Consider the following 26,290-nt stretch of genomic DNA (forward strand, 5'->3'; position numbering starts at 1 on the left):
GAAAGCTACATCCGAGACCGAGGCCCTCGCAAACTCCCTAATCCCCTACCCTTCGGAAAAACTACCTACCCCATCGCAACCGCGTCGAAACCATCTGCACCCATACTGCGCGATGATCTCATCCGGCCCTACCAACTCCAGCCATTCCGCCAGAGCCTGGGCAATTAACGTCCGAACAAACGGGTCGTGATGAATTTCTGGCAAATTCCCGAAGTCGGCAGCTTGGTAAAACCCTTATCCTGAACCAATACCTCCAGGTCCTCAGGAGTCTACAGTATCCCATTCGCCTGTTTCATCAATATCTCCCAGATCAAAAGCGACGCTCACGAGCAGCTGATTACACGGCTCGCCAACCACTTGTCGAGCATCGGCACCCAGCGCAGGGTCATCAGACAGCCTCCAAAAAACGCAGATATATCCAACATTAACCGCCTGATAGATTGACCTAGAATCCGTGAAAAAAAGTAGAATTTTTTCGATGATTGAGCAATGAAATATCAGACGGACGGACACGATGAGTTGGGAAGAATGATGCCATCACATAAAATATCAGTGGTAAAACCCACAAAAAGTAAATTCAGGCGCAAAAAGCTACCGATACTATGGCCCTAGAGCGCGCGGCTATTGAAAGCGTCTACCATCAATAACGTCGCGAGCCAATTACGAACCAGAATTAGAATAGCCCGTCGCACCCCAACTCTTCCTGCCGTATTTTTTTGCGAGCACCAAGCGAACTACATTAGACGATACACCCGCCTGTGTTTTCAGCAATCCGACATACGCAGTATATGAAGATTGTTGTAAGCTGCCAGCAACGTGAGGAATGTCTTGGCTCAATGTAGTAGTGATTTCTTGCTGCACTTGATGCTAAAGGGACTCCATAAGAAAGGGTAGCAACGGTAGGGTCTGCGGCAGGAGTTTTTTTGACGCTGTGAAGCGACCACTTTGAGCAGCGGCTTACCGTATCTGCAAAGAAGAGGAATTATGGAAGTCCTTGAAGTCATCCCGGATCCTGTATCACTAATCGAAGCAATGCGAGCGGTTGGTTATTCAACAGAATCGGCCATTGCTGACTTACTCGATAACAGTATCACAGCGAAAGCCAGTCGCATTGACGTTAGGTACGACGCCTCCGACGCCCCCTTCGTTGCCATTCTCGACAATGGGCGGGGAATGGCCTCCCACGAACTAACGAACGCAATGCGTCATGGAAGTCATAATCCTGCTAATCATCGCGACCCAGAGGATTTAGGTAGGTTTGGACTTGGACTCAAAACTGCCTCGCTGTCCCAATGCAGAAAGCTGACAGTGATTAGTAAAAAGGCTGGGATTGTCAGCGCGCGATGCTGGGATTTGGATGAAGTTCGGCGTAGAAACAAGTGGATTGTAGTTGTCCCGGACATAAAAGATCTTGAAAAAATGCCTATGTTCTCATCACTGAAGTTACAAGACACAGGCACGTTAATTGTCTGGCAGGACTTGGATAGACTCACAGCGGGAGCTGACCGCCCCCAAAAGGAAATAACCAGCAAATTAACTCCGCTCCTTGATCATCTTGCATTGGTATTTCATCGATTTACTCAGCGGGAAAATCAATATGAGGCAATCCAAATAACTGTCAACGGGCTTCCAGTTCCAGCCCGTGATCCTTTTCTAAGAAGCAATCCTTTCCGGCAGCCTTTAGAAGGGCAGGTAATACGGGATAAAAAAGGTGATGTTCTTGTATCACCGTTTGTACTCCCTCCTGTGAGCCATCTTTCGCCTGAGGAAATTGATCTTGCAGGCGGACGCGACGGGCTGCGAGGAACTCAGGGCTTCTACATTTATCGTAATCGACGCCTAGTCATCTGGGGTACGTGGTTCCGGCTGGTATCAAAAAGCGAGTTTTTCAAGCTGACTCGAATTCAGGTAGATATCCCGAATTCCTTTGATGAGTTGTGGACGATAGATATAAAAAAATCAATAGCCTACCCTCCTGAAGCTATCCGTAACAGGCTCCGCCAACTAATACCACATTTTGCTAATACGAGCAGAAAGACAGTTACATATCAAGGAAAAAAAAGGATATCGAAAGGCATCACACCACTATGGACTCGCATCGAACCCTCACATAGTTCATTCCGATATGAGCCAAATCTAGAGCACCCCATAATCCAATCCCTGTCGTCTAAGCTAGATGTAAGTGATCAGAAGAGCTTGCAGTTGCTTCTAGGATTGCTAGGCGAAGCACTCCCATTTGACTCCATCTACGCTGACATGTGTTCTGATAGTCGAGAACTAAATGAATACGACACTATTTCCAGACTGGTTGAGCTTGCCACAAACTTACTGAAATTAACGGGCTTTAACATCGAAGACATTCTCAATATTGATCCATTGGTTCGCCATCCGCAGTACCACGAAAAAATTCGCACGGAGCTTTATAAATGCTAGATACGGATTTATACCTTGTTGCCGTGGGCTTACAAGGGGGAAATGATCTAACTGATGAGAGGCTAGAACTCATCATGAGCATTCTAAAAGGTATGCCAGGAGCCAACGAAGGTGAGTTAATTTCGGTAAGAAAAAAGCTTGAGGCTAACATCGGGATAACAATGATGGCCGGAGACGGCCTGCATGGCGGGGAACAGGAACCTTGGCTGGAGGAAGTAAAAGCATCAATCAAATGGGACTATTGGGAAGCTTATAAAAATCAGCTTAAAGCTGACGGCATGAGCAAGGAGGTAATCCGTGTTCTAGATGAAGATACTGACAATATTTTGAATGAGTGCGGCAACCCTCGGCAGGATCACGGCTGGAAGGTTCGCGGCTTGGTCATGGGGGACGTTCAATCAGGGAAGACTGCTAATTACTGCGGGCTCGTAAATAAGGCAGCCGACGCTGGGTATAAGGTTATAGTCTTGCTCACCGGCATGATTGAAGAGTTGCGTGCCCAGTCGCAGGGGCGCTTAGACGAGGGATTCGTTGGTCGAGACAGTCGTGACCTATTAGGGGGAACTCGCACCACCAAAACAATCGGTGCGGGACGTTTCAGAACGAAAACACCCAATGTACTTACGTCCGTCGATTCAGATTTTCTTACAGGCAATGCTCGCGCATTGGGCGGGATTCCATTGAAGAATATAAGCGAGCCTGTGTTGCTCGTGATGAAGAAAAACAAATCCGCGCTTCAAAACCTTGCAGCCTTTCTGGACTCTCAACTTGTTCATGGAGCTAAACTTCTTGAACTGCCACTACTATTGATTGATGACGAGGCTGACAATGCATCTGTTAACTCACGGAAAGACGATGACCCAACCACCATCAATCAATTAATAAGGGATGTACTCGGACTATTCAATCAATCAACCTACGCCGCATATACTGCCACCCCTTTTGCTAACGTATTTATCAACCCTGATAATGACGATCTTTTTCCGTCAAATTTTGTCTACTCACTAAACACCCCTACAAATTACATCGGCGCCACAAGCGTCTTTTCAGAATCTGGCAGTCATCATTATCAACTAATAGATATCGACGACGCCGAAACTATTTTTCCCTACGATCACAAAAAACATCTACCTCTAGAAACACTACCTCCATCGTTACATGAGGCAATCCAAGTATTTTTACTTTCGTGTGCGATTCGAGACATGCGAAACGAACCCCTTAAACATCGCTCCATGCTTGTGAATGTAACGCGTCTTACTGACGTCCAGGTTAGATTATCCAAGCTAATAAAGCAGTATTTATATGAGTTAACGGAGGAGATAAAACAGTACTTAGCCGACGATAATTCCTGGGCAAAACACCCCCCTCTCATGGAGCTACACCGAGTATGGAGCGTTTATTATTCGGATGTAACCTGCTCATGGAACGATATTCGAAAAAATCTATATGAATCAATTGCATCAGTAAAAACCCTTACCATAAACCAAAAAACAGAAGCCTCTGATCGGCTCAACTACGGCGCTTATAAAAATTCAGAAAAAGGCCGCCGAGTGATAGCAGTTGGCGGACTTACTTTATCACGAGGACTAACTCTAGAAGGGTTGTGCACCAGCTATTTCTACCGTAACTCAAAGGCCTATGACACTCTACTCCAAATGGGACGTTGGTTTGGTTATCGTTCAAACTACGATGATTTATGCCGCATTTGGATGGAACCAAACGTACAAGGATGGTTCGCTCATATCGCCAAAGTAGTAACAGAGTTACGTATTGACATCAAACGGATGCACGCAAATCATCAGCCTCCAGAGAAATTTGGCATGCGCGTAAGATCTCATCCGGATACATTGATTGTCACAGCTTTAAACAAGATGCGTAATGCTCAAGAAATCAGTCATTCAGTTTCGTACAGCAAATATGGTGCAGAAACACCATTACTGCCGAAAAGCCAGAAACTGAACCAATCGAACCTTTCTACAGTGAGCCAATTCATAGAAAAAAATCTAGGTGCAGCTGAAAGGATTGGAAACCGCTGTGTATGGAGCAACATCCAGTCAAAGGATATCGCCTCATTCTTGAGAAAACTGAACATCTCGAATATGAACATGGCGTTCATTTCCGACCTGTCGGGAAGTGACCTTCCATTGTTCTCGTTTATATCTCAAAATACAGTGGAAATGCTCAAAGAATGGGATGTTTGTCTGCCTCAGGGGGATGGAGATTTTGCACCAGACTTAAAAACCACATTCGTAGATGGGACTGAGACCAACATTCGCTGTAGGAGGCGTCAGTTCGAAAAAGTTCCAAAAGGGGCTCAATACCTTAAGGTGAATAGGCAACGGATCGGGGAAATAAGCGACGAAATGATCGGCCTTTCTGCAACGGTTATTACAACCGCCAAAAACGAATGGAAAATATTAAGGGAAAGTGACCCTGATAATTATGGAGTGACTATTCCTGGATATTTTTATCGCCGTTATCGGCAACGCCCATTATTAACAATTCACATCATCCAGCCACGCGACTCAATCCCAGCAAAGTCAATAGACCCAAAGAAAAGAATACGCGCAATGATGCGCGCATCAGAAATCGGTTCAACCGCCATCGTCGCAATTAGCATCTCCTTCCCTAATTATGAAGACAATGAGAATTCTTTAGTCTCGTATAGATTAAATAAGGTTGCACTACGTACTCTTGGACTTATAGAAGAAGAGCTAGAGGACGAAACTGATGACCAAGATTGAACAAGTCTGGAAGGCTGCACTTCAGAAATCAGATGAATTTCCAATTGATGGTACTGGGTATCGATTGAACAGGATCGATTCAGATTCACCTCTCGACATTTATGCTGGGATAGATGCAGCCTGCAGCGTCATGATTGCAATAGGTCTGACTTGCCGACCTCCAAGTGTCGATATGGAGGCTTCCGCATTTGACTATTTCAGGCACCAGAGGCTTGATGGTAGTTGGCTCATGGTATTAAGACTGAAGCGCCACGGATTGGAAGCTGTTTTCGGACGACTCTGCCAAGATCTTTTGGATGCTGCAGACAATGTAAATGGAGAGATGGCTTTAGCGGCCCTTTTCAGAGAACGTCTGCTACTGTGGAAACGTTTATTTGAGCATGGAGCAAATGGGCTGCTTGAAGCCAATCAGATTAAAGGGTTGATGGCTGAGTTATTGACGCTTGAATCACTAATTGTACGTTTCCATCGTGATCTGGGCGAGGCGGTAAACGGATGGGTTGGCCCCCTTGGGGCTGATCAAGACTTTGTCTTTTCCGACACTGTACTTGAGGTAAAAGCAATTCGCCCAGGCGCGAATGAAATATCCATATCTTCCCTCGACCAACTGAGTTCTCCGCCTCCTATCAAACTAGTGTTATTTAGCATGCGTTCGGCTGTACCGGGGGAGCATGACGCCTTTAGCTTAAATGAAGTCGTTGCTAGACTAGAAAGCCTAATTTCATCCGACCCAGGGGCGCTCCTAACTTTTAAGGATCGGTTACTTGAGGCCGGCTTTGTCGAACAGAACCACTACGACACTATCTGTTTTGAACATATCGAAAATAAGTGGTATGCAGTCGACGTAGGTTTTCCTCGCCTGACCACGCAATCTGTAGCGGAAGGAATTACTCGAGTAGAATATACAATTTCGGCTGATGCAATTAAAGACTTTGAATGGATCGAGGCTTCATAACAATGGACGATATCGAGTTTTATGAAGAATTACGGCAAATTGTAAGACGCCGCGCCGACACTAGCAACCTCGTTGATACTATGGCTTTTGTCTCAGAGGTTACAGAGCGCCTGGAAGAAGATCCGGTTTTTGGAGAGTTTATTCAAGTTGAATATTCAGGAACTGGAAGAAGGAACAAACCGTTAAAACTTCATGGATATACGGAGTTAGACGATTCAGATGGAAGTATTGGACTGATCATCGGTAGCTGGACAGATACGGATAGCCCAGAGACAATTATGACAGCAATGATTAATCAGCTCACTGCTGGGCTCGAGAACTTCATTACCGAGGCCATTAAAGAGAATCTTGAGGAGCGCATTACTGAAGCAAATCCAGCCTACGATCTCGCTTGCTTGCTACAAAATTCGATATCTAAAATATCCAGAATACGCCTGCATATTTTCTCAAATCATATTCTGAGCAAGAGGTTCAGCCAAGAACTTTGCGGAACGATAGCTGGAATTCCACTGGAAAAGCACATCTGGGACCTCCGACGGTTAAAGGCATTATACCAATCCTCCCGTGAACGAGAAGTTGTCGAAATACATATGTCAGATTTTGAATCGGAGGGCATCTCTTACCTTGAAGCTGCAAAGTCTGAAAGCTTCACATCATTTTTGTGCGTAATTGACGGAAATCTACTTGCGAACCTTTTCGACCGCTATGGAAGCAGACTATTAGAGGGTAATGTACGATCTTTTCTCGGCATGAAAGTAGGAGTAAACAAAGGAATTCGCTCCACTATCCAAGAGGCGCCGTCACTCTTCTTTGCCTATAACAATGGAATTGCAGCTACCGCTGCCGAGGTTATAATTTCGGAGGTGGAAGGTACTCGACGTATTACCAGTCTAGTTGACTTCCAGATAGTTAACGGAGGGCAGACTACTGCAAGTATTCTTAGCGCGCGAAAAAAGGATCGTTTATCTTTAAAAGATGTGACAGTCCAAATGAAGCTAACCAAAGTAAATCATAAGGAGGCACATGATCTTATTCCAAAAATCGCGCAGTTTGCCAACACCCAAAACAAAGTAGCCATAGCAGATTTTTTTGCCAATCATCCTTTTCACAGAAAAATGGAAGAAATTTCGCGCCGCTTACAAGTACCTGCAACGGCTGGAGTTAGAATACAAAGTAAATGGTTTTATGAGCGTTCACGCGGCCAATACCAAAACGAAAGATTATACTTACCCAAAGCAAAAAAAGATGCGTTTGATCTCGAATTCCCAAGAGGCCAGCTTATAAGCAAAACAGAACTAGCCAAATATGACAGCACATATAAATGCCACCCTCAATGGGTTAGCTTAGGGGCGCAAAAAAACTTTTCTCGATTTGCCTCCCAGTTTTCCAAAAACAAACAGGATATAAGTGAGGCTGAATATTGGTCTTTGATAAATCAGCAGTACGGGGACTGGTATTACCAGCAGATTATAGCCATTTCAATTTTGTGGGATAAAGCAGAGAAAAAAGTTTCAGCTGGGCGAGGCTCTTGGTATTTAGGCGACTATCGCCCGCAAATTGTTGCTTACTCCCTTGCATTCATATTTCACACAGTTAGGGCTCAGGGTTTCGAAATTGATCTTGGCCAGATCTGGTTAAAACAAAGCATTGATTCTAAACTAGACAATTTTATCCAAGAAATCGCCATCAAAGTACAAACCCACCTACTTCATCCACCCGAGGGGATGTCGAACGTCGGAGAGTGGTGCAAGAAAGATGCTTGCTGGGAAAGCATCCGGCATATTGATGTATACCCTATTGAAATGATCGATACATGGCTCATTGGAAAAAATGAGTTTTCTCAAATACGCGCAGAGGGACGCAAGCACGGGAGACGAGACACCGAAATTATGTTTCAAACACAAGTACTAGAATTGGTTAAAAACGGATATTGGCAGTCGCTTCAAAAATGGCCATTGCTTAAAGATATATTGTTACCTAAGGATCACGACTTGGTGTCAAAGGTCAGTTCCATTGAGGGATTTTCCCGCATCAAATCAGAAGATGCGTGGCAACATTTGATCGAAATTAAAAATTCTTGTGAGAACGAAGGATTTATTATTAATAAAGATCCACATACAACCAATTAACACCAAACTCGAGTTTTATGAATACATTCTATATCCGTGGGCATTCATAATGCGACCCAGTGTGGCTGGTGAAATCGTCTAACTAAACGACCAAGAGCCGCATGCATGACTGCGCTGAACCCTAAAACGCTTGCCACTCGAGGCTTCGACTGAAGGCCTCGAAGCCTTACCGCCATCTAGTCAGTGCGTATTCGAATCTCGAGCCGAATACCTTCATAAAGCCCACATGCCAAATGATGGGTTTAATGGTTACAGCAGAATCCCCTTACAACCTCCCTCTTACGCCCCTTCTTAAGCCGCATCAAGTTTCTTACCTGACAACATCCTTCCTTTTAAGCTCGTCACGATCGCTTCCATAACGGGAGAACAAACTGCATTCCCCATCAACTTAACCTTCTCCCGTCTTGTGACACTCGGAAACTTATAATGATCTGGAAAACCCATAGCTTGGCGTAGTTCGTCGGGCTGAAGCATGCGCATCATATGCCCATCAACGGTTGGTTTTACATATGCAAATCGATCAACCGTCGTTATTGTTCTCAACGGAGAATCCATTCTCTGCCAACCTCCTCCACCATCGGTACCATAATAAACGATCAAAAATGGTTTATCGTGACCTAGCTCAGCTATTGCACGATCAGCACGAGCAAGTGTTTCTATTGCTCGATTAGGCTTTCTTAGCGGAGTCATCTTATATCTATCTGTCTTATCTAAGACATCCCAAACATTTTTATACAGAGTATTCAATGGAAGTATTTGGCTTGGCGTTTCCACCAAATCAGCAATCATAAAAAGTCGACGTCTGCGCTGAGCAACCCCGAATCCCGACGCGTCTATAACTTGTTCACGCACGTTATATTTTAGGCGTATAAGCTCTTCCATTAGCTCCTTATATCGGCCCCACGGTTTCATATGAACTACATTCTCTAATGTTATCCAGCGCGGCTTCATTACCTCTGCATATCTGATTACTTGAAAAGCAGTATCCTTACTTTCTTCCGACCGAGGTTTACTTCCTCGGGCGCATGTGTGATGAGTGCACTCTGGAGATGAAATCAACAAATCTATGGGGCCTGTTTTTTCTAGTACGTCTTCAGGCGTCAGGATTCGAAGATCTTGTTGAAAGACATGAGCTTCCGGAAAATTTAAGCGGAAGGACTCAACCGCAGGCCCCCACAGGTCAACGCCACCAACAATTTTAGCCCCCCCCTCCCGCGCTCCAAGGCTGCTGCCTCCCGCGCCACAGAACATGTCAAACGTACGAATCTGATCCATTTCAAAACCTTTAATTTTATCTTCTAGCCAGGTTACCAGGTTCCCGGCACCATTCAACCTTAATGGCACTAGGACACCATAATGACTGACAACCTGGTTTACTCTGTTGACGAGCTGTCAAGCTCAGATTTGATAATTGACGCTCGCTATTCTGGAAGCCGAAACGGCAATTCCAGCGACGATCCTCTAACGAAGCTGCTGAACCTCAGCAATCAAGGTGGCTTCAGAATCAGAGGAAAACGTGATGATCCGCGATTGATTGCCCTGTTAGCGAGCATGGAGGATCTTGATTGGCCCGATGAACTGGACCTCTCTACAGGCGTATTCACCTATTTGTCAGTACCGATGCAAAACTGACCCACCCTACCGGTTGAAAACTGACCCACTTGGGCAAAATGCAGCTTTTGCGAGCTGCCCATGCTGTCCCAGGAGCAACACGTGGAAATCAGTGTTCTTATTCGTCAGGGTTTGTCTATTCGGGCCATCGCCCGGCAGATGGGCTGCTCTCGCAATACCATTCGACGCCACCTCAAATTACAGGCCCAGCGCCAGCCCGTCGTCTATGGCCCGCGCGCGCAGCGCGTGGGCAAGCTTGTGCCTTTCGAGGCCTATCTGCGTCAGCGCGTAGAAGCCGCTCGACCCCATTGGATTCCCGCCATCGTGCTGTTGAGGGAGATCCGCGAGCAGGGTTACGAAGGCGGATACTCAATCCTCACCAGCTTTCTGCTGACCTTGAAATCCAAGGCAAACGAAGCCGTCGTTCGCTTTGAAACCGAGCCCGGTGAGCAGATGCAGGTGGACTTCACCGTCATTCGGCGTGGCCGCGATCCGTTGTTGGCATTCGTTGCAACGTTGGGCTGGAGCCGTGCGACCTACGTCGTTTTCTCCCGTCGCGAAGACTCCGCAGCCTGGTGTTCCGGTATCGAAAAGGCGCTGCGTTTCTTCGGCGGTACGCCGCGAAAGCTACTCTTCGACAACGCCAAAACTATTATCCAGGAACGCGATGTTTATGGCCCCGGTCAGCACCGCTGGAATCCCGCGCTATTGAATTTGGCAGAGCGCTATGGCTTCACACCGAAAGTCTGCCGGCCTTATCGGGCGCAGACCAAGGGCAAGGTCGAGCGCTTCAACCACTACCTGAAAAACAGCTTCGTAGTGCCACTGGCCGCGTCACTTAACCAGGTCAGCTTGCTGTTGGACGTTGAAGTCGCGAACAGCAAGATTGGCCCTTGGTTGATGGAGGTCGCCAACGCCCGAACACATGCGACGACGGGCGAAATACCGCAACACCGACTGGATACCGAAGTGCACCACTTGTTGCCCCTGCCAGAGATCCAAGGGGTTGCGAGCAGCATGATTTCGGTCGTCCAACCCATGCCGGTGGAAAGCTTGCAGCATCCGCTCTCTGTCTATCAGGCACTGCTTGAGGTGCGTCCATGAACCTTCAACATCTGCGCATCGAGTCTCTTTGCCAACAGTTCAAGCTGGACACTTTTGCGACGGACTGGCCGGCTCTGGCCCAGCAAGCGGCCGAAAAAGAAACGAGCTATGCCGACTTCCTGGAACAGCTTCTGCTGAGCGAGGATCGCGCTCGAAACGAGCGTCGGCGGCAAGCGCTGCTGCAACAGTCCGGGCTGCCGGCGGTGAAAACGGTTGAACAATACGACTTCAAATTCGCCAGCGGCGCGCCGCAAAGCCAGATCCTGGAACTGGCCGGGCTGGCCTTCATCGAGCGTAAGGAAAACGTCGTACTGCTGGGGCCTTCGGGCGTTGGCAAAACACACTTGGCCAGCGCTCTGGCTCATCGGGCGATAATGGCAGGCATTTCCACCCGATTTATCTCTGCCGCCGACCTGACTTTGCAACTCGTCGCCGCGCACCATCAAGGGCGCCTGGCCCAGTATTTCAGTCGCGTTGTTCAACGCTCGAAACTGCTGGTGATTGATGAGATCGGCTATTTGCCTTTTGGCCGTGACGAAGCCAACTTGTTCTTCAACGTGATCGCCAAGCGGTACGAACATGGCAGCTTGGTGCTGACCAGCAACTTGCCGTTCAGCCAGTGGGCAACGACCTTCGCCGACGACTCAACACTGACCGCTGCGCTGCTGGATCGGCTTCTGCACCATGCGCATATCGTCCAGGTCAGCGGACAAAGTTATCGACTGAAGGACAAGCTGAAATCAGGTCAGGTGGTGCCGAGAGAAACGGCCTCGCCACAAAAATAAACAGACCTCAAACACCGCCGGGGTGGGTCAGTTTTACTTCGGTAGGGTGGGTCAGTTTTCAACCGGTGTTGACACCTATTACGGTGATAACAAGAAGCCGGGGCGTAAATTGGACGAAACCAACCGGTATGGCAACAACCTTTTGGAGCTAATTTTTGAGCGCCAGCATTCCGGTTTACGGCGCGACATCCCACCAATTTTCGTTTTCACCAAGGCTGGAATATATCGGGACGTGATTTTCAGAGGGCTCGCGGTACCTGGTCGGATCGGAAGCACTCACAACGACGATCTGGTTGCAGTCTGGCACGCGAGTAAAGGGCAGCGTTTTCAGAATTACAGGGCCACGTTCACCATCCTCGATTTGCCAGAAATACCTAGAGCGTGGCTGGCTGACATCATCAATGGCACACGAGCAAGTGATAGCGGGCATGCACCAGTAGAGTGGCAAAAGTGGGTTAAATCAGGTCAGTACACTCCACTCATAGCCAAGCGCTCACAGCCCATACGCTCCAAAAAGGATCAGCTTCCATCCTCGAAAGAGGACCTCAAAATGCTTGCCATTTTGCATAAACACTTTGAGTCGGATCCTTATGCATTTGAGGCCTGCGCAGCTCATCTCGTCAGGGTGTGCCTGCCTGATACGGTTGAGCTTGATCTTACGAGGCGCTATCGAGATGGCGGCCGCGACGGCATTGGCAAACTCCGAATAGGAAGGTCTGAAACTTCTGTCCTTGTAGATTTTGCAATCGAGGCCAAGTGTTATGGCATTGGTAACTCTGTAGGTGTGCGGGAAGTTTCGAGGTTGATCTCTCGTCTGCGACATCGACAGTTCGGGGTGATAATCACAACATCATGGCTTCACGACCAGGCCTATAAAGAGATTGTTGAAGACGGCCACCCAGTGATGATTCTCGCCGGAAAGGACATCGTTGAGCTTCTTCGTGAGACAGGGTTGCAAGACAGTAGCGCCGTCCTGAACTGGCTGGAGGCGAGTTTTCCTTTGAGCGAGGTCTGAATGAACGCGGACATAGTCACCGCAGAACACCGCTCCAAGATCATGTCGATGATCAAGGGCAAAAACACGAAGCCTGAAATGGTCGTTCGATCGGTGTGTCATGAGATGGGGCTTCGCTATCGTCTGCACAGGAAGGATCTGCCTGGAAAACCTGACTTGGTGTTTCCCAAGCACCGGTTGTGCATATTCGTGCATGGATGCTTTTGGCACCGGCATCCTGGATGCAAATATGCGTACACACCGAAGAGCAGACTCGATTTCTGGCTTCCTAAACTCGCGAGAAATGTTGAAAGGGATCTGGCGACTCAACAAGCGCTGCATGCCCTCGGTTGGAGAGTGGCGATTGTTTGGGAATGCCACACGAAAGACAGAGAATTCTTACGCAACGAAATCCGCATTACCTTCGGTTCCGATGCTTAGGCCTACAAGCTTCTGACTTAAATTCGATGATCGAATTTATTGGGTTGACCGTATTACTTTGACCCCCTAGGCTTTCGATTCGGCGCCTAAGAAACGCCTCAACCAGAGCGGTCCTCCGCACCCGACAGTCATGCGGCTTTTTTTCGTCTGCGGTTTTTCTACGCCTGCGAGAAAATCCCCGTTATGTCGGGAGTGGGCGAATACAAGACCCGAAAGGGGAATATGTCCGGCCCGTCTCTGGTGGGTTTCTTAGCTCCCGACACCCATAACGAATGCCCTAAGAAAGCAGCCAGAGGTAAAGGAAATGCCTGACAACCTGCCCTTCATGATGAAGGTAAATCGCCGTACCCATACGTCCAATCGCGTGCTTCCGCTTCAGGAGGCTCGCCATGTCTGAACCGCTCGTTTCAACCCTTTTCACCCGTCATAACATCCACCTTCATGCCCTTCTCGTGGAAAACCAGGCATGGTTCTGCGCACATGACCTCGGACGATTGATGGGCAAGTACCTTGATGAACGCATGTCACGCAAGCTCGATGCAGACCAGCGACAGATGATGTTGGTGAATGCTCACGGCACTGCTGAAGAACGCCTGATGATCAGCGAGTCAGGCGTCTACGCACTGCTGGTTTATCACTATTGCCCGGAGTATCGGCTGCTGAGGGAATGGCTGACGCACTTGGTAGTTCCGGCGCTACGTGATGCGCGTCCATCACGAGCAGTTGAACGGCCAACGTTGAGCGTGCTGGACTGGCCGAAGATGTCGCTCTGCATGTTGCACTGGCAGGATGAACCGTGGATTCGGTTGCGGGACATGCCTTGTGTGTTAGCGGATGATCCATTCAATCAGCGCGGATCCTGGTGGCGGAAGGTGTCACGAGTTTTGCGAGGGTTCTGATCGTTTACGCAGTGAAGTGAATATCCGCTGCTTGAGTTTTAGGCAGCGGATTCGGTTGATACGCCATGTTCTATTTTTTGGGGCCGCTTCGCGACCCAACGGGGATAAATCCCCTCACCACAAGTCAGTGCCTGGCTTGGTTGCTGTGTTGAGGTTGGGAATCGCGAGCAGGCTCGCTCTCACAGGTTTGGTGTGTTGCCGCAGATTTTGCGGTGTGTTGAAAACAGTCAGTGCAACCCGCCCCGCCTCCCGCTATTAATACCCTTCCCCACTCAAGGACCCGAGCCCACCATGAAATTCGACCTCGCCTACTGCCTCAGCCTCGACGACAAGCTGTCGATCTATGACGTGCGCGATTTGAATTTCGACGAAACCATGGAGTTCGATTCCGCAAAGGAACACTTCCAATGTCCCAATGACGCCTGCAGGGCGGCGTTCGATGGGGTGAATGTGTTGAAGACATTCAACGCCAAAAACGTGAATTACGTTCGCACCCCGCACTTCAAAAACACGCCCAGCACCCGGCATGTGGCGGATTGTCCTTATGTCAGTCTCAAGGCGTCGGCGTCAGGTGTGGATGCGGACGGTGCGGAAACGGATGACAGTCGTGAGGAGCATTTCCCGTCGGAGTTGTTGCTGACGCGGCGTGAGTATGTGCGTAAGCCGTCGAGCCCGGCGGTGGCGGCGAATGTGGTGCGGGACGATCCGAAGCCAACCACTACGGCTAGCAACACAGAACACCCAAGCCGTGAAACAGCGCCAGACAAGACCAGCATCTTCGCCCACCCGGTGGAGTGCTTCGTGTCGAACTTCGAGGACAAGGACCTGCTCAAGCGCATGCCGCTGAAGATTGGCGAGCACACGGCGCCTTATGGGTCGTTCTTCAAGAAGATCGAATACTTGACGGACAACAAGGGGCTGATTTACTGGGGCAAGATCAAGGAGATCAAGGATTACACGCAGAGCTTTCGCATCGATTTCGAGCAGAAGGTCTGGTTCAAGCAAGCGGATGAGGCGAAGAAGAAGCCTTATTCGGTCAACGTTTACCTGAGCAAGAAGTTGATCGAGAACTACCGCAAGCGCAAAGCGTTTCTGGAAGAGATCAAGCACGCCATCGACAGTGAGGCGGAGTTGTATTGCTTCTTTTATGGCGTGACGCCGGAGTTGAAGCAGGTGCCGAGCAAGAAAAACCCCGAGCAGACGTTCGGGGTGTTCAGTGCGAATATTGAGAACCTGGATCACTTTATTATTCGTGAGGCGCCGGGGCTGGAGGCGAAGTAACAGCGTTTAATTCAGGCACATGCTGATCATCACCAACACCAGCAAACCCACATACACCCGCGCATGCATTCGGTCCGGAATCCGCCCAATCCAAGGCGTGGCCAATCGAATCCCCGCCAACGATCCCATCGTCAACACTGCAAACGCCAGCAGATCCACATAGCCGATAAACCACGATCCCAAATCAAACTCGCTAAACCCCGCCATCGCCATGTAAGTCAGCGTCCCGGCCAACGCCACGGGCAGGCTTAGTGGATTGGCCATGGACGTCGCCTGACTCATGCTCAGCCCACAACGCCGCAACAACGGCACGGTCATGACACTGCCGCCCACGCCAAGAAACGTCGCGATCGCGCCGATTCCTACGCCACCAGACACTTCCGCCCTTCCCAATCGCCGTGGGATTGCGGTGTCGGACGCTGTCAGAAAACCACGTCGAAAAAGGCAATCCACAATGGTCACGCCCAGGTACGCGATGAAGGCATAGCGAATCACTTCGCCACTCACCCACATCGCGGCGAGCGCTCCGACGATTGCGCCCATGCCGATGAACCCGCCCAGCGGCCACAGATAATGACGAATGAGATTGCCGGCGCGACGGTGTTTGCCGGTGGCGACCAATGCGTTGACGATCATTACGCAGGTCGAAGTCGCCACGGCAATGTGCATCGCCGATTGGCCGATCGGGTCATCGGCACCATGGCTGGCCACGAGCATGCGATAAAGCAATGGCACCACAACAAACCCGCCGCCAAAACCGAACAACACCGCAGTGACACCAGTCATGCACCCAAATAATGCCAGCAGCAGATAAAACATGACGCGTCGTCCGTTGATTGAGAGCGGTGGACAATAGAGCGATGCGCCTTGGCCTGCTTCAGCAACTCAGCCAATAATGTTCGCGTTTACGCCAACTGCTGGAAGCCGCTCAATGCGCAACATTTCGATCAATCTGCTGGATGACACCCCACGCTCGGTGGTGGCGATCGGTACGGATTATTCCCACGGCCATGTGTTGCCCCGTCATACGCATCGGCGGGCACAACTCCTGTATGGCGCCACGGGGGTGATGCAGGTCAGCACGCACGACGGCAACTGGGTGGTGCCGCCGCAACGGGCGGTGTGGATTCCGGCAGGGGTGGCGCATGAGGTGTTGATGCTGGGGGTGAGCACGCGAAGTTTGTACATCGAACCTGGTGCGGTTGATCTGGGGCCGCGTTGCCAGGTGATCAGTGTGTCGCCGTTGATGCGGCATTTGTTGATGGAGGCGGTGGAGATCCCGCTGGCGTATGACGAGGCCGGGCGCGATGGCGCGCTGATCGACTTGCTGCTGCATGAACTGGCGCGCAGTGCTCACTTGCCATTGCACATTCCTTTACCGGTCGATACGCGGTTGCTGGGGTTGTGCCAGGGCTTTTTGCAGCGGCCCGATGCGCATCAATCGCCGCAGCAATGGGCTGATCAATTGCACATCAGCTTGCGTACGTTTAATCGGCTGTTCCGTCAACAGACTGGCCTGAGTTTCAGCCAATGGCGCCAGCGGGCCTGCGTAGTGCTGGCTCTGGCGCGGTTGGCGGCGGGTACGCCGGTGACGCGGATTGCGCTGGATTTCGGCTATGACAGCCCGGCGGCCTTTTCGACCATGTTTCGCCGCGTATTGGGGCAGGCACCGTCCGTCTGGATGGAGGGGACGACATAGCAAAAATCAAAAAATGAGTTTGATCCGGGCGCAAAGCAACTGTACAAAACAACAGTACTTTTTGGATTAGCACTCTCGAGCCCGGAGAACACCATGGCCTCTCTTGCGATGAAAATCACCCTGGAACGTATCGCCCTTTTCCAATTCACCCCGGCCCACTGTGCCCAGGCCCGAGCGATGCTGGGTTGGAGTGTGGAAGAGCTCTCGGAGGAATCCGGGGTCTCCGTGGACGCCATTCTGCGATTTGAGGACGAACGCGATGTACTGGATGTCACCCGACTGGCGTTGGCGTATCGGTTTGAATCGGAGGGGTTGGTGTTCTTCCCGGGATTTGCGCCGGGTCGAGGGATGAATATTAAAGGGTCGACGCCTGATCCGGTGGGTCGGGCGGACTACGCGATGGTTGAGTGAGGTGTCAGCAGATGAATGGAATCAATGAATGCGACAGGCGCGGTAATCCGTCTTCGGGTGATGCAGATTCGGGGGAGATGAGGGCCAAGGCCGAATACCTCATGAAGATCGGGATGCTCCTCGACACCGGTCAATTGGGCAAGGCGGAAGCGGCGCAGAGGCTTGGGCTGTCAGCGGGAGAGCTGGATGAAATTCTCGACGGGAACGTACGCGATCTGACCGTGGCGAAGATCGCGGGCCGCTCCATGGCGAGCGGCCCGACGATTTAGGATCAAGCGTTCTGAGTGGCGACCTGACCGTCTTCGTTTTCCAGTCCGGACCACCAGGTATTCCCCCGCTGCGGATACATGACGTTGAACGCCTCACCCATTTGCGGTGTGGTGATCGACACATTGCGTTCCCAAGCCAATGCGAGGATCCGGTCGAAGGGCTCGAACCAGGCGTGCATCGACAAATCGAAGGTGCCGTTGTGAATCGGCAATAACCAGCGTCCTTTGAGGTCGATGTGCGCTTGCAGGGTTTCTTCAGGCTGCATGTGCACGTGAGGCCACTCGACGTTGTAGGCGCCGGTTTCCATGAGGGTCAGGTCGAACGGGCCGTACTGCTCGCCGATGCGTTTGAAGCCATCGAAATAACCGCTGTCGCCGCTGAAAAAGATGCGCGTGTCGCCGTCGATCATCACCCACGAGGCCCAGAGCGTGCTGTTGCCATCGAACAGGCCACGGCCGGAGAAGTGCTGCGACGGTGTGGCGATGAACTGCATGCCGTCGACTTCCGTGCCCTGCCACCAATCGAGCTGGCGCACTTTGCTGGCCTCGACGCCCCACTTGATCAGGGTGTCGCCCACGCCCAGTGGCGTCAGGAAGTACTTGGCCTTGTCGGCCAGTTTGAGCACCGCTTGATAATCGAGGTGGTCGTAGTGGTCGTGGGACAGGATCACCGCTTCGATGGGCGGCAACTCTTCGAGGCTGATCGGCGGCTGGTGGAATCGCTTGGGGCCGGCCCACTGCACCGGTGAGGCGCGCTCGGCGAAGACCGGGTCGGTGATCCAGAATTTGTCCCGCAGTTTCAGCAGCACGGTGGAGTGGCCGAGGCGATAGACGCTGTGATTGGGTGCTGCGATCAGCGCTGCCTGGGTCAGGGCTTGCACCGGGACGGTCGCCGTCGGGCGGGTGTTGCGCGGTTTGTGGAAGATCATGTTCCACATGATGCGCACCATTTTCCGAAAGCCTTCACGTTGCACGGGCGCATGATTGCGGAAGTGCCCTTCTGCCTGACGGGAGGCTTCGGGCGTGGAAGCGTTGTCAGTCGTGGAAATCGAGTTGGCCATGTCTGAGTAACTCCTGAAAAACCGCACAAAGCGGTATTTCACGGTGGGACGATTAATGGCCAAAGCACGCACGCATCAGCCGGAGATTCTATTTTTCCCTGGGCAGGATTAACAAAACATTACACTGCACAGTGTAGTTTCAAGGTTGCATCAAACCCGATCACAAGTAAACTGCTGAGTGTAATTCTCTTTATCTGCCTGCCGAAGCGTACTTATGACAGCTCCACAGCGCCTCACCGACCGTAAACGCGAAGCCATCATCCTGGCGGCGATTGCCGAATTCCGTGCCAACGGTTTCGACATCACCAGTATGGACAAGATCGCCGCCACCGCCGGCGTGTCGAAGCGCACGGTGTACAACCACTTCCCCAGCAAGGAAGAATTGTTCGCCGAAATCCTCAATCAATTGTGGGCGCGAGTGACAGCCGAACAGGAAACGCCCTACCGCCCTGACCTGCCGCTGCGCGATCAAATGCACCTGATGTTGCAGGCGAAACTGCAGATGATGGGCGATGACAATTTTCTCGACCTGGCGCGGGTAGCAATCGCCGCTACCATCCATTCCCCCGAGCGCGCGCAAAATATGGTCGCCCGGATGGGCGAGCGTGAAGAAGGCCTGACCGTGTGGATCCGCGCCGCCCAGGCGGACGGTCGATTGAAACCGGTCGCCCCCGAATTTGCCGCACAGCAGATTCACGGAATGCTCAAATCCTTTGCATTCTGGCCGCAGATTTCCATGGGGCTCCCGGCGCTGTCGGTCGAGATGCAGAGCACCGTGGTGGAGTCGGCGCTGGACATGTTCCTGGCGTGTTATCAGCGCTGAATCGATCTGCAATAAATGACAACGTCTGCCGATTGACCGGTCAAGGGTCGCTCTGAATACAACGCTGCAATGTGTTTCAGGATGAAACTAACGCTGGGGCTATAGTGAGCCTCAGTCCCAGCGCCCTGCAGAGAGCATCATGACCACGACGACCAACGAAACCGCCCCCGCCGCTCCCGTCGATCACCTGCGCTTTCACCGCGCTCATGCTCACTTGGCGCCAACGTTTGGCAGCGACAAGTTTGCCCTGCGCGCCGAAGCCTTTGCGCGATTCTTCGGCACGCCGACCTTTCTGGGCGCCCAGACGCTGATTGTGGTGCTCTGGGTGTGTCTCAACATCTTTGGCGTGACCCACTTCGACGTCTATCCGTTCATCCTGCTCAACCTCGCATTCAGCCTGCAATCGGCTTACGCCGCCCCGTTGATTCTGCTGGCCCAGACCCGTCAGGCGGCGCGGGACAAAGCCCAGTCCGACGCCGATGCCCTGCACCGAGAATCCCTCGCGGTAGCCAACACCGAACGTCAGGCACAAGCGGCGCAGAACACCGCGCAACTGATGGCGTTGCTCGAGCAGAACACCCGGCTAACGGAATTGACCAAGACCCTGACTGAACGCATCGAAAACCTGACGTCGGAAATGCATCAGCACTTCGTACTCAAAGATCAGCCGAAGGTTTAGCCCCCGGTCACGGCAATCGAAGCGCCCGCCCCAGCTCATCGAACAACGTCACCACCGAGCGTAACGCTCGGCAGTCCGGACGGGTGAGCAACCAGAGCGCGGTGTCGTAACCGTGCAACGGGCCGGTCAAGGGTTGCAGTTCGTCACCGATCAAAAAGTCCGGTAACGCCGCGACGCCCAGCCCTGCACGCACCAACTCGGTCACCGACAGCATGCTGTTGCAGCGATAACCGGGTGTCACGCCGGGCAATTGCTGACGTCGCCACGCAACGGTGGGATGGTCGGGAAGAAAGTCATCCGGCGCGATCCAGGTCAGCGAGGCCAAGTCTTCAGGATCGACCGATTTCAGGTACGCCGCGCTGGCACAGACTCGATAGGAAATATCCGCCAGACGTCGACCGACCAGGTGTTCGGGCGGCGTACGGGTGAGGCGCAAGGCGATGTCGGCATCGCGCCGGCTGAGGTTGGCGAAGTCGTTGGAGGTGCTCAGCTCGAGGGTCAGCGCCGGGTAGGACGGCATGAACTGCGCCAACGCTGGCAGCAGCAACCCTTGCAGAACAGAATCGGTGCAGGTTAACCGCACGGTGCCGCTGATGACTTCACCGCCATGCTCCACGCCAATGCGCGCCGCTTCTAGCGCTTGTTCCGCCCGCTCAGCTTGCTCGGCCAAGGTCTGTGCGAGCGTGGTTGGCAGATAACCGGCGCGGCTTTTTTCGAACAGTTGCTGGCCCAGCGCAGCTTCCAGTCGGCGAACTGCGCGAAACACCGTCGAAACGTCGACCTTCAACAACGCCGATGCCCGTGCCAGAGAGCCGCCGCGCACCAAGGCGAGGATCAGCGCGAGGTCTGGGTAGTCGAGTCGATAGTGCGTCGCTGCATTGATCACTTGGGATAACGCCAATATTGAATGCGTGAACGCCAATCTATAGTGGGGACCAGGAATCAACAAGCGTCGAGATCACTCATGGAAACCACCGCAATCCGCATTGCCCTGATCGGTGATTACGATCCACAGGTCACCGCCCACCAAGCCATTCCCGTTGCGCTCGGCATGGCGGCTGAACAGTTGAACGTGGATGTGCAATTTCAGTGGCTGGCCACCGATCACATAAACGCCGCCACTCCTTTACAAAACTTCGGCGGCTTCTGGTGCGTGCCCGCCAGCCCTTACCGCGACATGGACGGCGCATTACGGGCGATCCGTTTTGCCCGTGAACAGCAGCGACCGTTCCTCGGCACCTGCGGCGGCTTTCAACACGCGGTGCTTGAGTTCGCTCGAAACGTGTTGGCGTGGGAAGACGCCGAGCACGGCGAAACCCATCCCGATGCAGCGCGGGCGTTACTCACGCCGCTGGCCTGTTCACTGGTGGAAGCCACGGACAGCATTCACTTGGTTGAAGGCTCGTTGATCGCAAAGGCGTACGAAAGCGCCGAGATTGTTGAGGGATATCGCTGCCGCTTTGGCGTGAACCCGCAGTTCGAACGTGAGTTATTGACGCAACAGCTGTACGCCGTAGGCCATGACCTCACCGGCGACTTGCGGGCGGTGGAGCTCAAAGGGCATCCGTTCTTCGTCGCCACCCTGTTCCAACCTGAACGTGCAGCGCTCAAAGGCACCCTACCCCCACTGGTACGCGCCTTGATCGAAGCCTGCAAAAGGCAAAAATCATGATTGCGGATACGCCATCGGCGCCTTACTACGCGGTGATTTTTACTTCGCTGCGCACCGACGGCGATTACGGTTACGCCGAAGCCGCCGAGCGCATGGTGGAACTGGCCCGTGAACAGCCGGGGTTTCTCGGGGTGGAATCGGCTCGGGGTGAGGATGGGTTGGGAATTACGGTGTCTTACTGGGCCAGCGAGGGGGCGATATTGGCGTGGAAGCATCATCCTGAGCACAGTGAGATTCGCGAGCGGGGGCGGTCGACGTGGTATTCGGCATGTCATACGCGGGTGTGCAGGGTTGAACGGGCGTATGCGTTCAAGGCAGTAAGATGATGCGGTGATGTTTAGGCCGCCATCGCTAGCAGGCTAGCTCCCACAGGGGATATGTGTCGTACACAACACCAATGTGGGAGCTAGCCTGCTAGCGATGAGGCCCTAACAGTCACCACAAAATCTTCAGCCCTGAACAAGACTCCTGACCGCCGAAATCTCCGGCACTTCCCGCCGATTCATGTACACGCGCAACGGTTCGGTCACATTGATCCGGTCATCAATATTCTGATCCAGCAACAACTGAATCAGCTCACGCTTGAGCGTCATTGCCGGCCCCGGTCCCGGCGCCCAGACAAATTCACTGGTGGGAATAATCCCGTCATCAGCCACGTCCATACCAAACGAGTCTTCGCTGAAACGCACAATGTAGTGGCCGGTCTTGCGATTGAGGCCGACGAAGCCTTTGAGTTGGTCGGCGGCCTGGCAGATAAGCTCGGAAGTGATGCGCATATAAACCTCACAAAAGGTCGTTAACGACCGGTGAACGATGGTTTACACGCAAGGTTTAGCAATCGGATTTCCCTCTGCCGGGGAAACGCCAGGGCCAAGAGTACTGCAAAGAACTGCACAAAAGCGCTGAAAAAATCTGCTTTCAACACGTTTATGTCGGTCTGGCGATAGCGCTGGCTGCGCTCAGTTGTTAAAAGAGACGTCTTTGAAAACCCAACGCGAAAGGACCTCGACCATGCCTGTTACCTTCACCAAAAGCGCCCTGCTGCTGAGCATGCTGCTCGTCCTCGGCCAGGCACAGGCCGCCAACGAGCCCAGCCCGACTGCTCTGGCGACCCACTTGGGCATCCCGCACCCGGCGGTCATCGCCCACCGCGGCGCGTCCTTCGATGCACCGGAATCCACCGCCGCCGCCTACAAACTGGCCCGTGACTTGGGCGCCGACTATCTGGAAATGGACCTGCAACGCAGCAAGGATGGCGTGCTGTTCGCCCTGCACGATAACAACCTGCAACGCACCACCGACGTTGCTACAAAATTCCCCGATCGCAAGGACAGCCCGGCCAACGCCTTCACTATCGCCGAACTGAAAACCCTGGACGCCGGCAGCTGGTTCAACACTGCGTACCCGGATCGCGCACGTCCTTCCTTCGTCGGTTTGAAAATTCTGACCCTCGACGAAATCATCGACATCGCCCAGGGCAATCCGCTGCACAAGCCCGGTCTGTACATCGAAACCAAAGAGCCCAAGCAATTCCCCGGCATCGAAAGCGACCTCAAGGATAAATTGCAGGATCGCGGCTGGCTGAGCCCGGCCGGTTCCAAACTGGCGAAAAGCAATCTGGCGGTCGGCCAGGGCAAAGGCAAAGTCGTGCTGCAAACCTTCGAGAAGAGCAGCCTCGAATTGCTTGAGAAGGAAATGCCGCAAGTGCCGAAAATCCTGTTGCTGTGGGTTGGCGAAGGCAGTATCGAGCCGAAATCCAAAGTGACGTTTGCCGAGTCCGGCGACAAGGACAAAGCGACTTACTACGCCAAACAGGAACCGAAAGACAAAGCCGAATTCCAGCAATGGGTCGAGTACGCCAAGGCGCAGGGCGCCATCGGCACCGGTCCTTCCGCCGCGCTGACCAAGGGCGGCGATCAGAGCTATTCGGACCTGGTGCAACCGTGGATGAGCCAGTACACCCACGATCAGGGCCTGCTGGTGCACGTCTACACCATCGATGAAGCGGTGGATTACCAGAAAGTCATGGAGGCCGGCGTCGATGGCATCTTCACCAACCGCGCCAGCGAATTGCTGAAGTTCTACAAGCGCCCGGCGGCGGGCACCGTCGCGCAATTGCTGCAGAACAACGGCTACTGATCGGTCGCTGACACGACACCGCGTCGACTTGCCCGCGAAATCTTCCAAACGACACGGTCATTGGAATTAAGGGTGAATTAAGTTGCCGTAGTTAATCTGGCCCCACTTAAACAGATCACCCCAAGGAAAGAATCTTATGAAAACCCTGACTGCCCTGTTCACTGCCGCTGCCCTGACCCTCACTGCTGGCCTGGCTCAGGCTGACGTTCGCGTCGACCAGATCCCTGAGCTGGTCAAGAGCGGCAAGATCAAGCCACTGGAAGAAATGAACCAGGCGGCGCTGAAACTGCACCCGGGTGCGACCATCACCGACACCGACCTGGACAACCACTTCAATAACTACGAGTACGAAGTGGAACTGAAAACCGCTGACGGCAAAGAATTTGACGTGGACTTCGATGCCACCACCGGTAAAGTCCTGAGCGACAAACAAGACACCTGATACACGCATGGAAAAAGCCGCACCATCTTCGGATCGTGCGGCTTTTTCGCATGTCGGATTCAGACAATGAAGGCGCGCCAACGCGACGTCAGCCCGTTAGAATCCCTCAACGGTGTTCACGCAGAGATTGATGGATATGGGGCACACAGCGGCAGCAGACATTGCCACGATCGGTCGGATCAGCGCGGTGCCGGCGATTCTCCAGGTGATCCGTGAGCTGACGGGATTGCGCTTCGCCGCAGTGGCGCGTGTCACTGAAGACTCGTGGACCGCTTGCGCTGTACTCGATCAATTGGACTTCGGTTTGCAAGTCGGCGGCGAGCTGGATGTGGTCACGACCCTGTGCCACGAAATTCGCCAGGCGCATCATTCGGTGGTGATCGACCACGCCAGTGAAGACCCGCTCTACCGCGATCACCACACGCCTCGCCTCTACCAATTCGAAAGTTACATCGCCGTGCCGATCTTCCGCACCGACGGACGCTTTTTCGGCACCATCTGCGCCCTTGACCCCAACCCTGCGCCGCTCACCTCCAGTTCGATCCAGAGCACCATGGAATCCTTTGCGCGGATGCTGGCGCTGCAGATCGAGGCCGAAGAAAACCTGCAAAAAACCGAAGCGGCATTGAGGGCGGAACGCAAAACCGCCGAGCTGCGCGAACAGTTCATCGCCGTGCTCGGCCATGACCTGCGCAACCCGTTGTTCGCCATCAGCGCCGGTGCCGAAATGCTTCTGCGCAAACTCCCCGACCCGGCCAATCAGCAACGGGCCCGGCACATCCTCACCAGCGCCCGGCGCGCGACCAAACTGGTCGATGACGTACTGGATTTCGCCCGCGGCTCCTTGGGCACTGGAATTCCCGTGAACATCGAGCCGTGCCCGGACCTGGAAGCCGCGCTGCGGCATGTGATTTCTGAAGTCCAGAGCGTCCACCCCGAACGCACCCTTCGCACCTCCATTGGCGACCTGCACAGCATTGCGTGCGATCGCGAGCGGGTCGCGCAATTGCTCTCCAATCTGGTGGCGAATGCGGTTGCCCACGGCGATCCCGATGGCGCGGTAGAGGTCAGCGCGCAAATCGAGGACGGGCAATTCGTGCTGAGCGTGAAAAATAAGGGGCAAATCGCCGAGGACGCGTTGCCCCATTTGTTTCGCCCCTACTCGCGACCGGCCAGTGGAACACCGCAGACCGGTCTCGGGTTGGGGTTGTACATTGCCAGTCAGATTGCGCAATCACATGGCGGGCAACTCGACGTGAAATCAACTCCGGCCCATGGGACGGAGTTCATTTTTACGCTGGCGTTGACGCAGTGAAGACAGGCTCTACACCTCGACCTCGTTAGTGTGACTCACGGTCGATTGGCTGTTATACAGCTCGACCTTGGCATAGAAAGAACGTGAGATAGAGGTCTTTCCATCCAGATGTTTAATTTCGTAGTGCCCCTCCTTTGTTCCAGTCACCTGTGCCATTTTTTGTTTGTCCAAAAAAATATGTATTGGAAATGAATCATTTTGTCGATAGGTGTGAAACGCCACCACAATGTCACCAATCAACACTTTGATTTCTTCGTTAACTTGAAAGTGTTCTCGCCCCGGAATGACTACTTTCGGGCCCCCTGGCTCTGCCAGGTCAATGCAAAAAGTAATTAACTGACCATCGACAAATGCCAAAGGCACCAAAGACTCGGCCATCGCAACGCTCCTTTTCAAAGTGCTGA

Annotated in this window: 27 protein-coding genes; 21 read left to right on the forward strand and 6 right to left on the reverse strand. The window is 52.7% G+C overall.

The annotated features are described in order from the left end of the window. Positions 1–984 precede the first annotated feature (984 nt). The 4 genes from ACYZT6_RS19825 to ACYZT6_RS19840 are packed head-to-tail and all read left to right on the forward strand — an operon-like array spanning position 985 to position 8,261. Positions 985–2,433 carry an ATP-binding protein gene (locus tag ACYZT6_RS19825; protein WP_462028303.1) on the forward strand — a complete coding sequence of 483 codons (1,449 nt, stop codon included), beginning with the start codon at positions 985–987 and terminating at the stop codon, positions 2,431–2,433. Further along, on the forward strand, positions 2,427–5,177 hold the full coding sequence (locus tag ACYZT6_RS19830; protein WP_462028304.1) for a Z1 domain-containing protein: 2,751 nt from the start codon (positions 2,427–2,429) through the stop codon (positions 5,175–5,177). The genes ACYZT6_RS19825 and ACYZT6_RS19830 overlap by 7 nt, the downstream gene beginning before the upstream one ends. Next, entirely contained in the window at positions 5,164–6,132 is a 969-nt protein-coding gene (locus ACYZT6_RS19835; RefSeq protein ID WP_462028305.1) for a PD-(D/E)XK motif protein, read from the forward strand. The genes ACYZT6_RS19830 and ACYZT6_RS19835 overlap by 14 nt, the downstream gene beginning before the upstream one ends. 2 nt (positions 6,133–6,134) lie before the next feature. Next, entirely contained in the window at positions 6,135–8,261 is a 2,127-nt protein-coding gene (locus ACYZT6_RS19840; RefSeq protein ID WP_462028306.1) for an AIPR family protein, read from the forward strand. 291 nt (positions 8,262–8,552) lie between these two features. Here the strand turns inward: ACYZT6_RS19840 and ACYZT6_RS19845 are convergent, their stop codons facing one another. Next, a complete protein-coding gene (locus ACYZT6_RS19845) occupies positions 8,553–9,536 on the reverse strand; it encodes a DNA cytosine methyltransferase (RefSeq protein ID WP_462028307.1) in 984 nt (327 codons plus the stop codon). 81 nt (positions 9,537–9,617) lie between these two features. Between ACYZT6_RS19845 and ACYZT6_RS19850 the strand changes: the two genes are divergently transcribed. The 7 genes from ACYZT6_RS19850 to ACYZT6_RS19880 all read left to right on the forward strand — a co-directional run bounded on the left by ACYZT6_RS19850 (position 9,618) and on the right by ACYZT6_RS19880 (position 15,376). Continuing rightward, positions 9,618–9,893: a hypothetical protein gene (locus tag ACYZT6_RS19850; protein WP_462028308.1), complete on the forward strand. Its 276-nt coding sequence runs from the start codon at positions 9,618–9,620 to the stop codon at positions 9,891–9,893. Between the two features lie 60 nt (positions 9,894–9,953). Next, a complete protein-coding gene (gene istA / locus ACYZT6_RS19855; RefSeq protein WP_462025424.1) occupies positions 9,954–10,976 on the forward strand; it encodes an IS21 family transposase in 1,023 nt (340 codons plus the stop codon). Continuing rightward, positions 10,973–11,761 carry an IS21-like element helper ATPase IstB gene (istB, locus tag ACYZT6_RS19860; protein ID WP_461987631.1) on the forward strand — a complete coding sequence of 263 codons (789 nt, stop codon included), beginning with the start codon at positions 10,973–10,975 and terminating at the stop codon, positions 11,759–11,761. Before istA ends, istB begins: the two co-directional genes overlap by 4 nt. Before the next feature lie 46 nt (positions 11,762–11,807). Then, entirely contained in the window at positions 11,808–12,776 is a 969-nt protein-coding gene (locus ACYZT6_RS19865) for a restriction endonuclease (protein WP_462029987.1), read from the forward strand. Continuing rightward, positions 12,777–13,196, forward strand: a complete 420-nt coding sequence (locus ACYZT6_RS19870) for a very short patch repair endonuclease (protein WP_462028309.1) — start codon at positions 12,777–12,779, stop codon at positions 13,194–13,196. Between the two features lie 389 nt (positions 13,197–13,585). Beyond that, positions 13,586–14,095, forward strand: a complete 510-nt coding sequence (locus tag ACYZT6_RS19875; RefSeq protein ID WP_462028310.1) for a BRO-N domain-containing protein — start codon at positions 13,586–13,588, stop codon at positions 14,093–14,095. A 291-nt stretch (positions 14,096–14,386) separates the two neighbouring features. Beyond that, a complete protein-coding gene (locus ACYZT6_RS19880) occupies positions 14,387–15,376 on the forward strand; it encodes a hypothetical protein (protein ID WP_462028311.1) in 990 nt (329 codons plus the stop codon). Positions 15,377–15,382: 6 nt separating this feature from the next. Here the strand turns inward: ACYZT6_RS19880 and ACYZT6_RS19885 are convergent, their stop codons facing one another. Then, positions 15,383–16,195: a sulfite exporter TauE/SafE family protein gene (locus ACYZT6_RS19885; protein WP_462028312.1), complete on the reverse strand. Its 813-nt coding sequence runs from the start codon at positions 16,193–16,195 to the stop codon at positions 15,383–15,385. A 112-nt stretch (positions 16,196–16,307) separates the two neighbouring features. Between ACYZT6_RS19885 and ACYZT6_RS19890 the strand changes: the two genes are divergently transcribed. The 3 genes from ACYZT6_RS19890 (at position 16,308) to ACYZT6_RS19900 (ending at position 17,755) form a co-directional block, all read left to right on the forward strand. Further along, positions 16,308–17,075, forward strand: coding sequence for an AraC family transcriptional regulator (locus ACYZT6_RS19890; RefSeq protein ID WP_462028313.1), 768 nt, complete (start codon positions 16,308–16,310; stop codon positions 17,073–17,075). A gap of 93 nt (positions 17,076–17,168) precedes the next feature. Then, positions 17,169–17,486 carry a helix-turn-helix domain-containing protein gene (locus ACYZT6_RS19895; protein WP_131059705.1) on the forward strand — a complete coding sequence of 106 codons (318 nt, stop codon included), beginning with the start codon at positions 17,169–17,171 and terminating at the stop codon, positions 17,484–17,486. A gap of 11 nt (positions 17,487–17,497) precedes the next feature. Further along, positions 17,498–17,755 carry an XRE family transcriptional regulator gene (locus tag ACYZT6_RS19900; protein ID WP_462028314.1) on the forward strand — a complete coding sequence of 86 codons (258 nt, stop codon included), beginning with the start codon at positions 17,498–17,500 and terminating at the stop codon, positions 17,753–17,755. Positions 17,756–17,757: 2 nt separating this feature from the next. Here ACYZT6_RS19900 and ACYZT6_RS19905 read toward each other — a convergent pair whose 3' ends face one another. Continuing rightward, positions 17,758–18,816 (reverse strand): MBL fold metallo-hydrolase, encoded by a 1,059-nt coding sequence (locus ACYZT6_RS19905; RefSeq protein WP_462028315.1) that lies wholly within the window; start codon positions 18,814–18,816, stop codon positions 17,758–17,760. 214 nt (positions 18,817–19,030) lie between these two features. Here ACYZT6_RS19905 and ACYZT6_RS19910 point away from each other — a divergent pair, with 214 nt between their 5' ends. After that, positions 19,031–19,639 (forward strand): TetR/AcrR family transcriptional regulator, encoded by a 609-nt coding sequence (locus tag ACYZT6_RS19910; protein ID WP_462028316.1) that lies wholly within the window; start codon positions 19,031–19,033, stop codon positions 19,637–19,639. A 139-nt stretch (positions 19,640–19,778) separates the two neighbouring features. Next, positions 19,779–20,318: a DUF1003 domain-containing protein gene (locus ACYZT6_RS19915; protein WP_462028317.1), complete on the forward strand. Its 540-nt coding sequence runs from the start codon at positions 19,779–19,781 to the stop codon at positions 20,316–20,318. 7 nt (positions 20,319–20,325) lie between these two features. On the opposite strand, the gene ACYZT6_RS19920 is transcribed toward ACYZT6_RS19915, so the two are convergent. After that, the gene (locus tag ACYZT6_RS19920; protein ID WP_462028318.1) at positions 20,326–21,267 is read right to left on the reverse strand and encodes a LysR family transcriptional regulator; all 942 of its coding nucleotides are present in this window, start codon (positions 21,265–21,267) and stop codon (positions 20,326–20,328) included. A gap of 15 nt (positions 21,268–21,282) precedes the next feature. Between ACYZT6_RS19920 and ACYZT6_RS19925 the strand changes: the two genes are divergently transcribed. Further along, the gene (locus ACYZT6_RS19925; RefSeq protein ID WP_462028319.1) at positions 21,283–21,990 is read left to right on the forward strand and encodes a CTP synthase C-terminal region-related (seleno)protein; all 708 of its coding nucleotides are present in this window, start codon (positions 21,283–21,285) and stop codon (positions 21,988–21,990) included. Further along, the gene (locus ACYZT6_RS19930; RefSeq protein ID WP_462028320.1) at positions 21,987–22,316 is read left to right on the forward strand and encodes an antibiotic biosynthesis monooxygenase family protein; all 330 of its coding nucleotides are present in this window, start codon (positions 21,987–21,989) and stop codon (positions 22,314–22,316) included. The genes ACYZT6_RS19925 and ACYZT6_RS19930 overlap by 4 nt, the downstream gene beginning before the upstream one ends. Before the next feature lie 123 nt (positions 22,317–22,439). On the opposite strand, the gene ACYZT6_RS19935 is transcribed toward ACYZT6_RS19930, so the two are convergent. Next, on the reverse strand, positions 22,440–22,766 hold the full coding sequence (locus ACYZT6_RS19935) for a DUF2025 family protein (protein WP_462028321.1): 327 nt from the start codon (positions 22,764–22,766) through the stop codon (positions 22,440–22,442). A gap of 235 nt (positions 22,767–23,001) precedes the next feature. Here ACYZT6_RS19935 and ACYZT6_RS19940 point away from each other — a divergent pair, with 235 nt between their 5' ends. The 3 genes from ACYZT6_RS19940 to ACYZT6_RS19950 all read left to right on the forward strand — a co-directional run bounded on the left by ACYZT6_RS19940 (position 23,002) and on the right by ACYZT6_RS19950 (position 25,886). Next, on the forward strand, positions 23,002–24,129 hold the full coding sequence (locus ACYZT6_RS19940; RefSeq protein WP_462028322.1) for a glycerophosphodiester phosphodiesterase: 1,128 nt from the start codon (positions 23,002–23,004) through the stop codon (positions 24,127–24,129). A gap of 136 nt (positions 24,130–24,265) precedes the next feature. After that, positions 24,266–24,571, forward strand: a complete 306-nt coding sequence (locus ACYZT6_RS19945) for a PepSY domain-containing protein (RefSeq protein ID WP_010457288.1) — start codon at positions 24,266–24,268, stop codon at positions 24,569–24,571. Positions 24,572–24,707: 136 nt separating this feature from the next. Next, on the forward strand, positions 24,708–25,886 hold the full coding sequence (locus ACYZT6_RS19950; protein WP_462029988.1) for a GAF domain-containing sensor histidine kinase: 1,179 nt from the start codon (positions 24,708–24,710) through the stop codon (positions 25,884–25,886). Between the two features lie 9 nt (positions 25,887–25,895). On the opposite strand, the gene ACYZT6_RS19955 is transcribed toward ACYZT6_RS19950, so the two are convergent. Next, entirely contained in the window at positions 25,896–26,264 is a 369-nt protein-coding gene (locus tag ACYZT6_RS19955) for a hypothetical protein (RefSeq protein ID WP_462028323.1), read from the reverse strand. Positions 26,265–26,290: the final 26 nt, after the last annotated feature.

The sequence above is a fragment of the Pseudomonas sp. RT6P73 genome (assembly GCF_054897715.1).

Bases quoted from the DNA above. Each gene is read 5' to 3' on its own strand.
- ACYZT6_RS19895 (WP_131059705.1), top strand. From the start codon at position 17,169: ATGGCCTCTCTTGCGATGAAAATCACCCTGGAACGTATCGCCCTTTTC.
- ACYZT6_RS19840 (WP_462028306.1), top strand. From the start codon at position 6,135: ATGGACGATATCGAGTTTTATGAAGAATTACGGCAAATTGTAAGACGC.
- ACYZT6_RS19905 (WP_462028315.1), bottom strand. From the start codon at position 18,816: ATGGCCAACTCGATTTCCACGACTGACAACGCTTCCACGCCCGAAGCC.
- ACYZT6_RS19900 (WP_462028314.1), top strand. From the start codon at position 17,498: ATGAATGGAATCAATGAATGCGACAGGCGCGGTAATCCGTCTTCGGGT.
- ACYZT6_RS19870 (WP_462028309.1), top strand. From the start codon at position 12,777: ATGAACGCGGACATAGTCACCGCAGAACACCGCTCCAAGATCATGTCG.
- istB (WP_461987631.1), top strand. From the start codon at position 10,973: ATGAACCTTCAACATCTGCGCATCGAGTCTCTTTGCCAACAGTTCAAG.
- ACYZT6_RS19890 (WP_462028313.1), top strand. From the start codon at position 16,308: ATGCGCAACATTTCGATCAATCTGCTGGATGACACCCCACGCTCGGTG.
- ACYZT6_RS19825 (WP_462028303.1), top strand. From the start codon at position 985: ATGGAAGTCCTTGAAGTCATCCCGGATCCTGTATCACTAATCGAAGCA.
- ACYZT6_RS19880 (WP_462028311.1), top strand. From the start codon at position 14,387: ATGAAATTCGACCTCGCCTACTGCCTCAGCCTCGACGACAAGCTGTCG.
- ACYZT6_RS19955 (WP_462028323.1), bottom strand. From the start codon at position 26,264: ATGGCCGAGTCTTTGGTGCCTTTGGCATTTGTCGATGGTCAGTTAATT.
- ACYZT6_RS19940 (WP_462028322.1), top strand. From the start codon at position 23,002: ATGCCTGTTACCTTCACCAAAAGCGCCCTGCTGCTGAGCATGCTGCTC.
- ACYZT6_RS19915 (WP_462028317.1), top strand. From the start codon at position 19,779: ATGACCACGACGACCAACGAAACCGCCCCCGCCGCTCCCGTCGATCAC.
- ACYZT6_RS19830 (WP_462028304.1), top strand. From the start codon at position 2,427: ATGCTAGATACGGATTTATACCTTGTTGCCGTGGGCTTACAAGGGGGA.
- ACYZT6_RS19835 (WP_462028305.1), top strand. From the start codon at position 5,164: ATGACCAAGATTGAACAAGTCTGGAAGGCTGCACTTCAGAAATCAGAT.
- ACYZT6_RS19850 (WP_462028308.1), top strand. From the start codon at position 9,618: ATGACTGACAACCTGGTTTACTCTGTTGACGAGCTGTCAAGCTCAGAT.
- ACYZT6_RS19845 (WP_462028307.1), bottom strand. From the start codon at position 9,536: ATGGATCAGATTCGTACGTTTGACATGTTCTGTGGCGCGGGAGGCAGC.
- ACYZT6_RS19950 (WP_462029988.1), top strand. From the start codon at position 24,708: ATGGGGCACACAGCGGCAGCAGACATTGCCACGATCGGTCGGATCAGC.
- ACYZT6_RS19935 (WP_462028321.1), bottom strand. From the start codon at position 22,766: ATGCGCATCACTTCCGAGCTTATCTGCCAGGCCGCCGACCAACTCAAA.
- ACYZT6_RS19885 (WP_462028312.1), bottom strand. From the start codon at position 16,195: ATGTTTTATCTGCTGCTGGCATTATTTGGGTGCATGACTGGTGTCACT.
- ACYZT6_RS19925 (WP_462028319.1), top strand. From the start codon at position 21,283: ATGGAAACCACCGCAATCCGCATTGCCCTGATCGGTGATTACGATCCA.
- ACYZT6_RS19930 (WP_462028320.1), top strand. From the start codon at position 21,987: ATGATTGCGGATACGCCATCGGCGCCTTACTACGCGGTGATTTTTACT.
- ACYZT6_RS19875 (WP_462028310.1), top strand. From the start codon at position 13,586: ATGTCTGAACCGCTCGTTTCAACCCTTTTCACCCGTCATAACATCCAC.
- istA (WP_462025424.1), top strand. From the start codon at position 9,954: ATGCTGTCCCAGGAGCAACACGTGGAAATCAGTGTTCTTATTCGTCAG.
- ACYZT6_RS19945 (WP_010457288.1), top strand. From the start codon at position 24,266: ATGAAAACCCTGACTGCCCTGTTCACTGCCGCTGCCCTGACCCTCACT.
- ACYZT6_RS19910 (WP_462028316.1), top strand. From the start codon at position 19,031: ATGACAGCTCCACAGCGCCTCACCGACCGTAAACGCGAAGCCATCATC.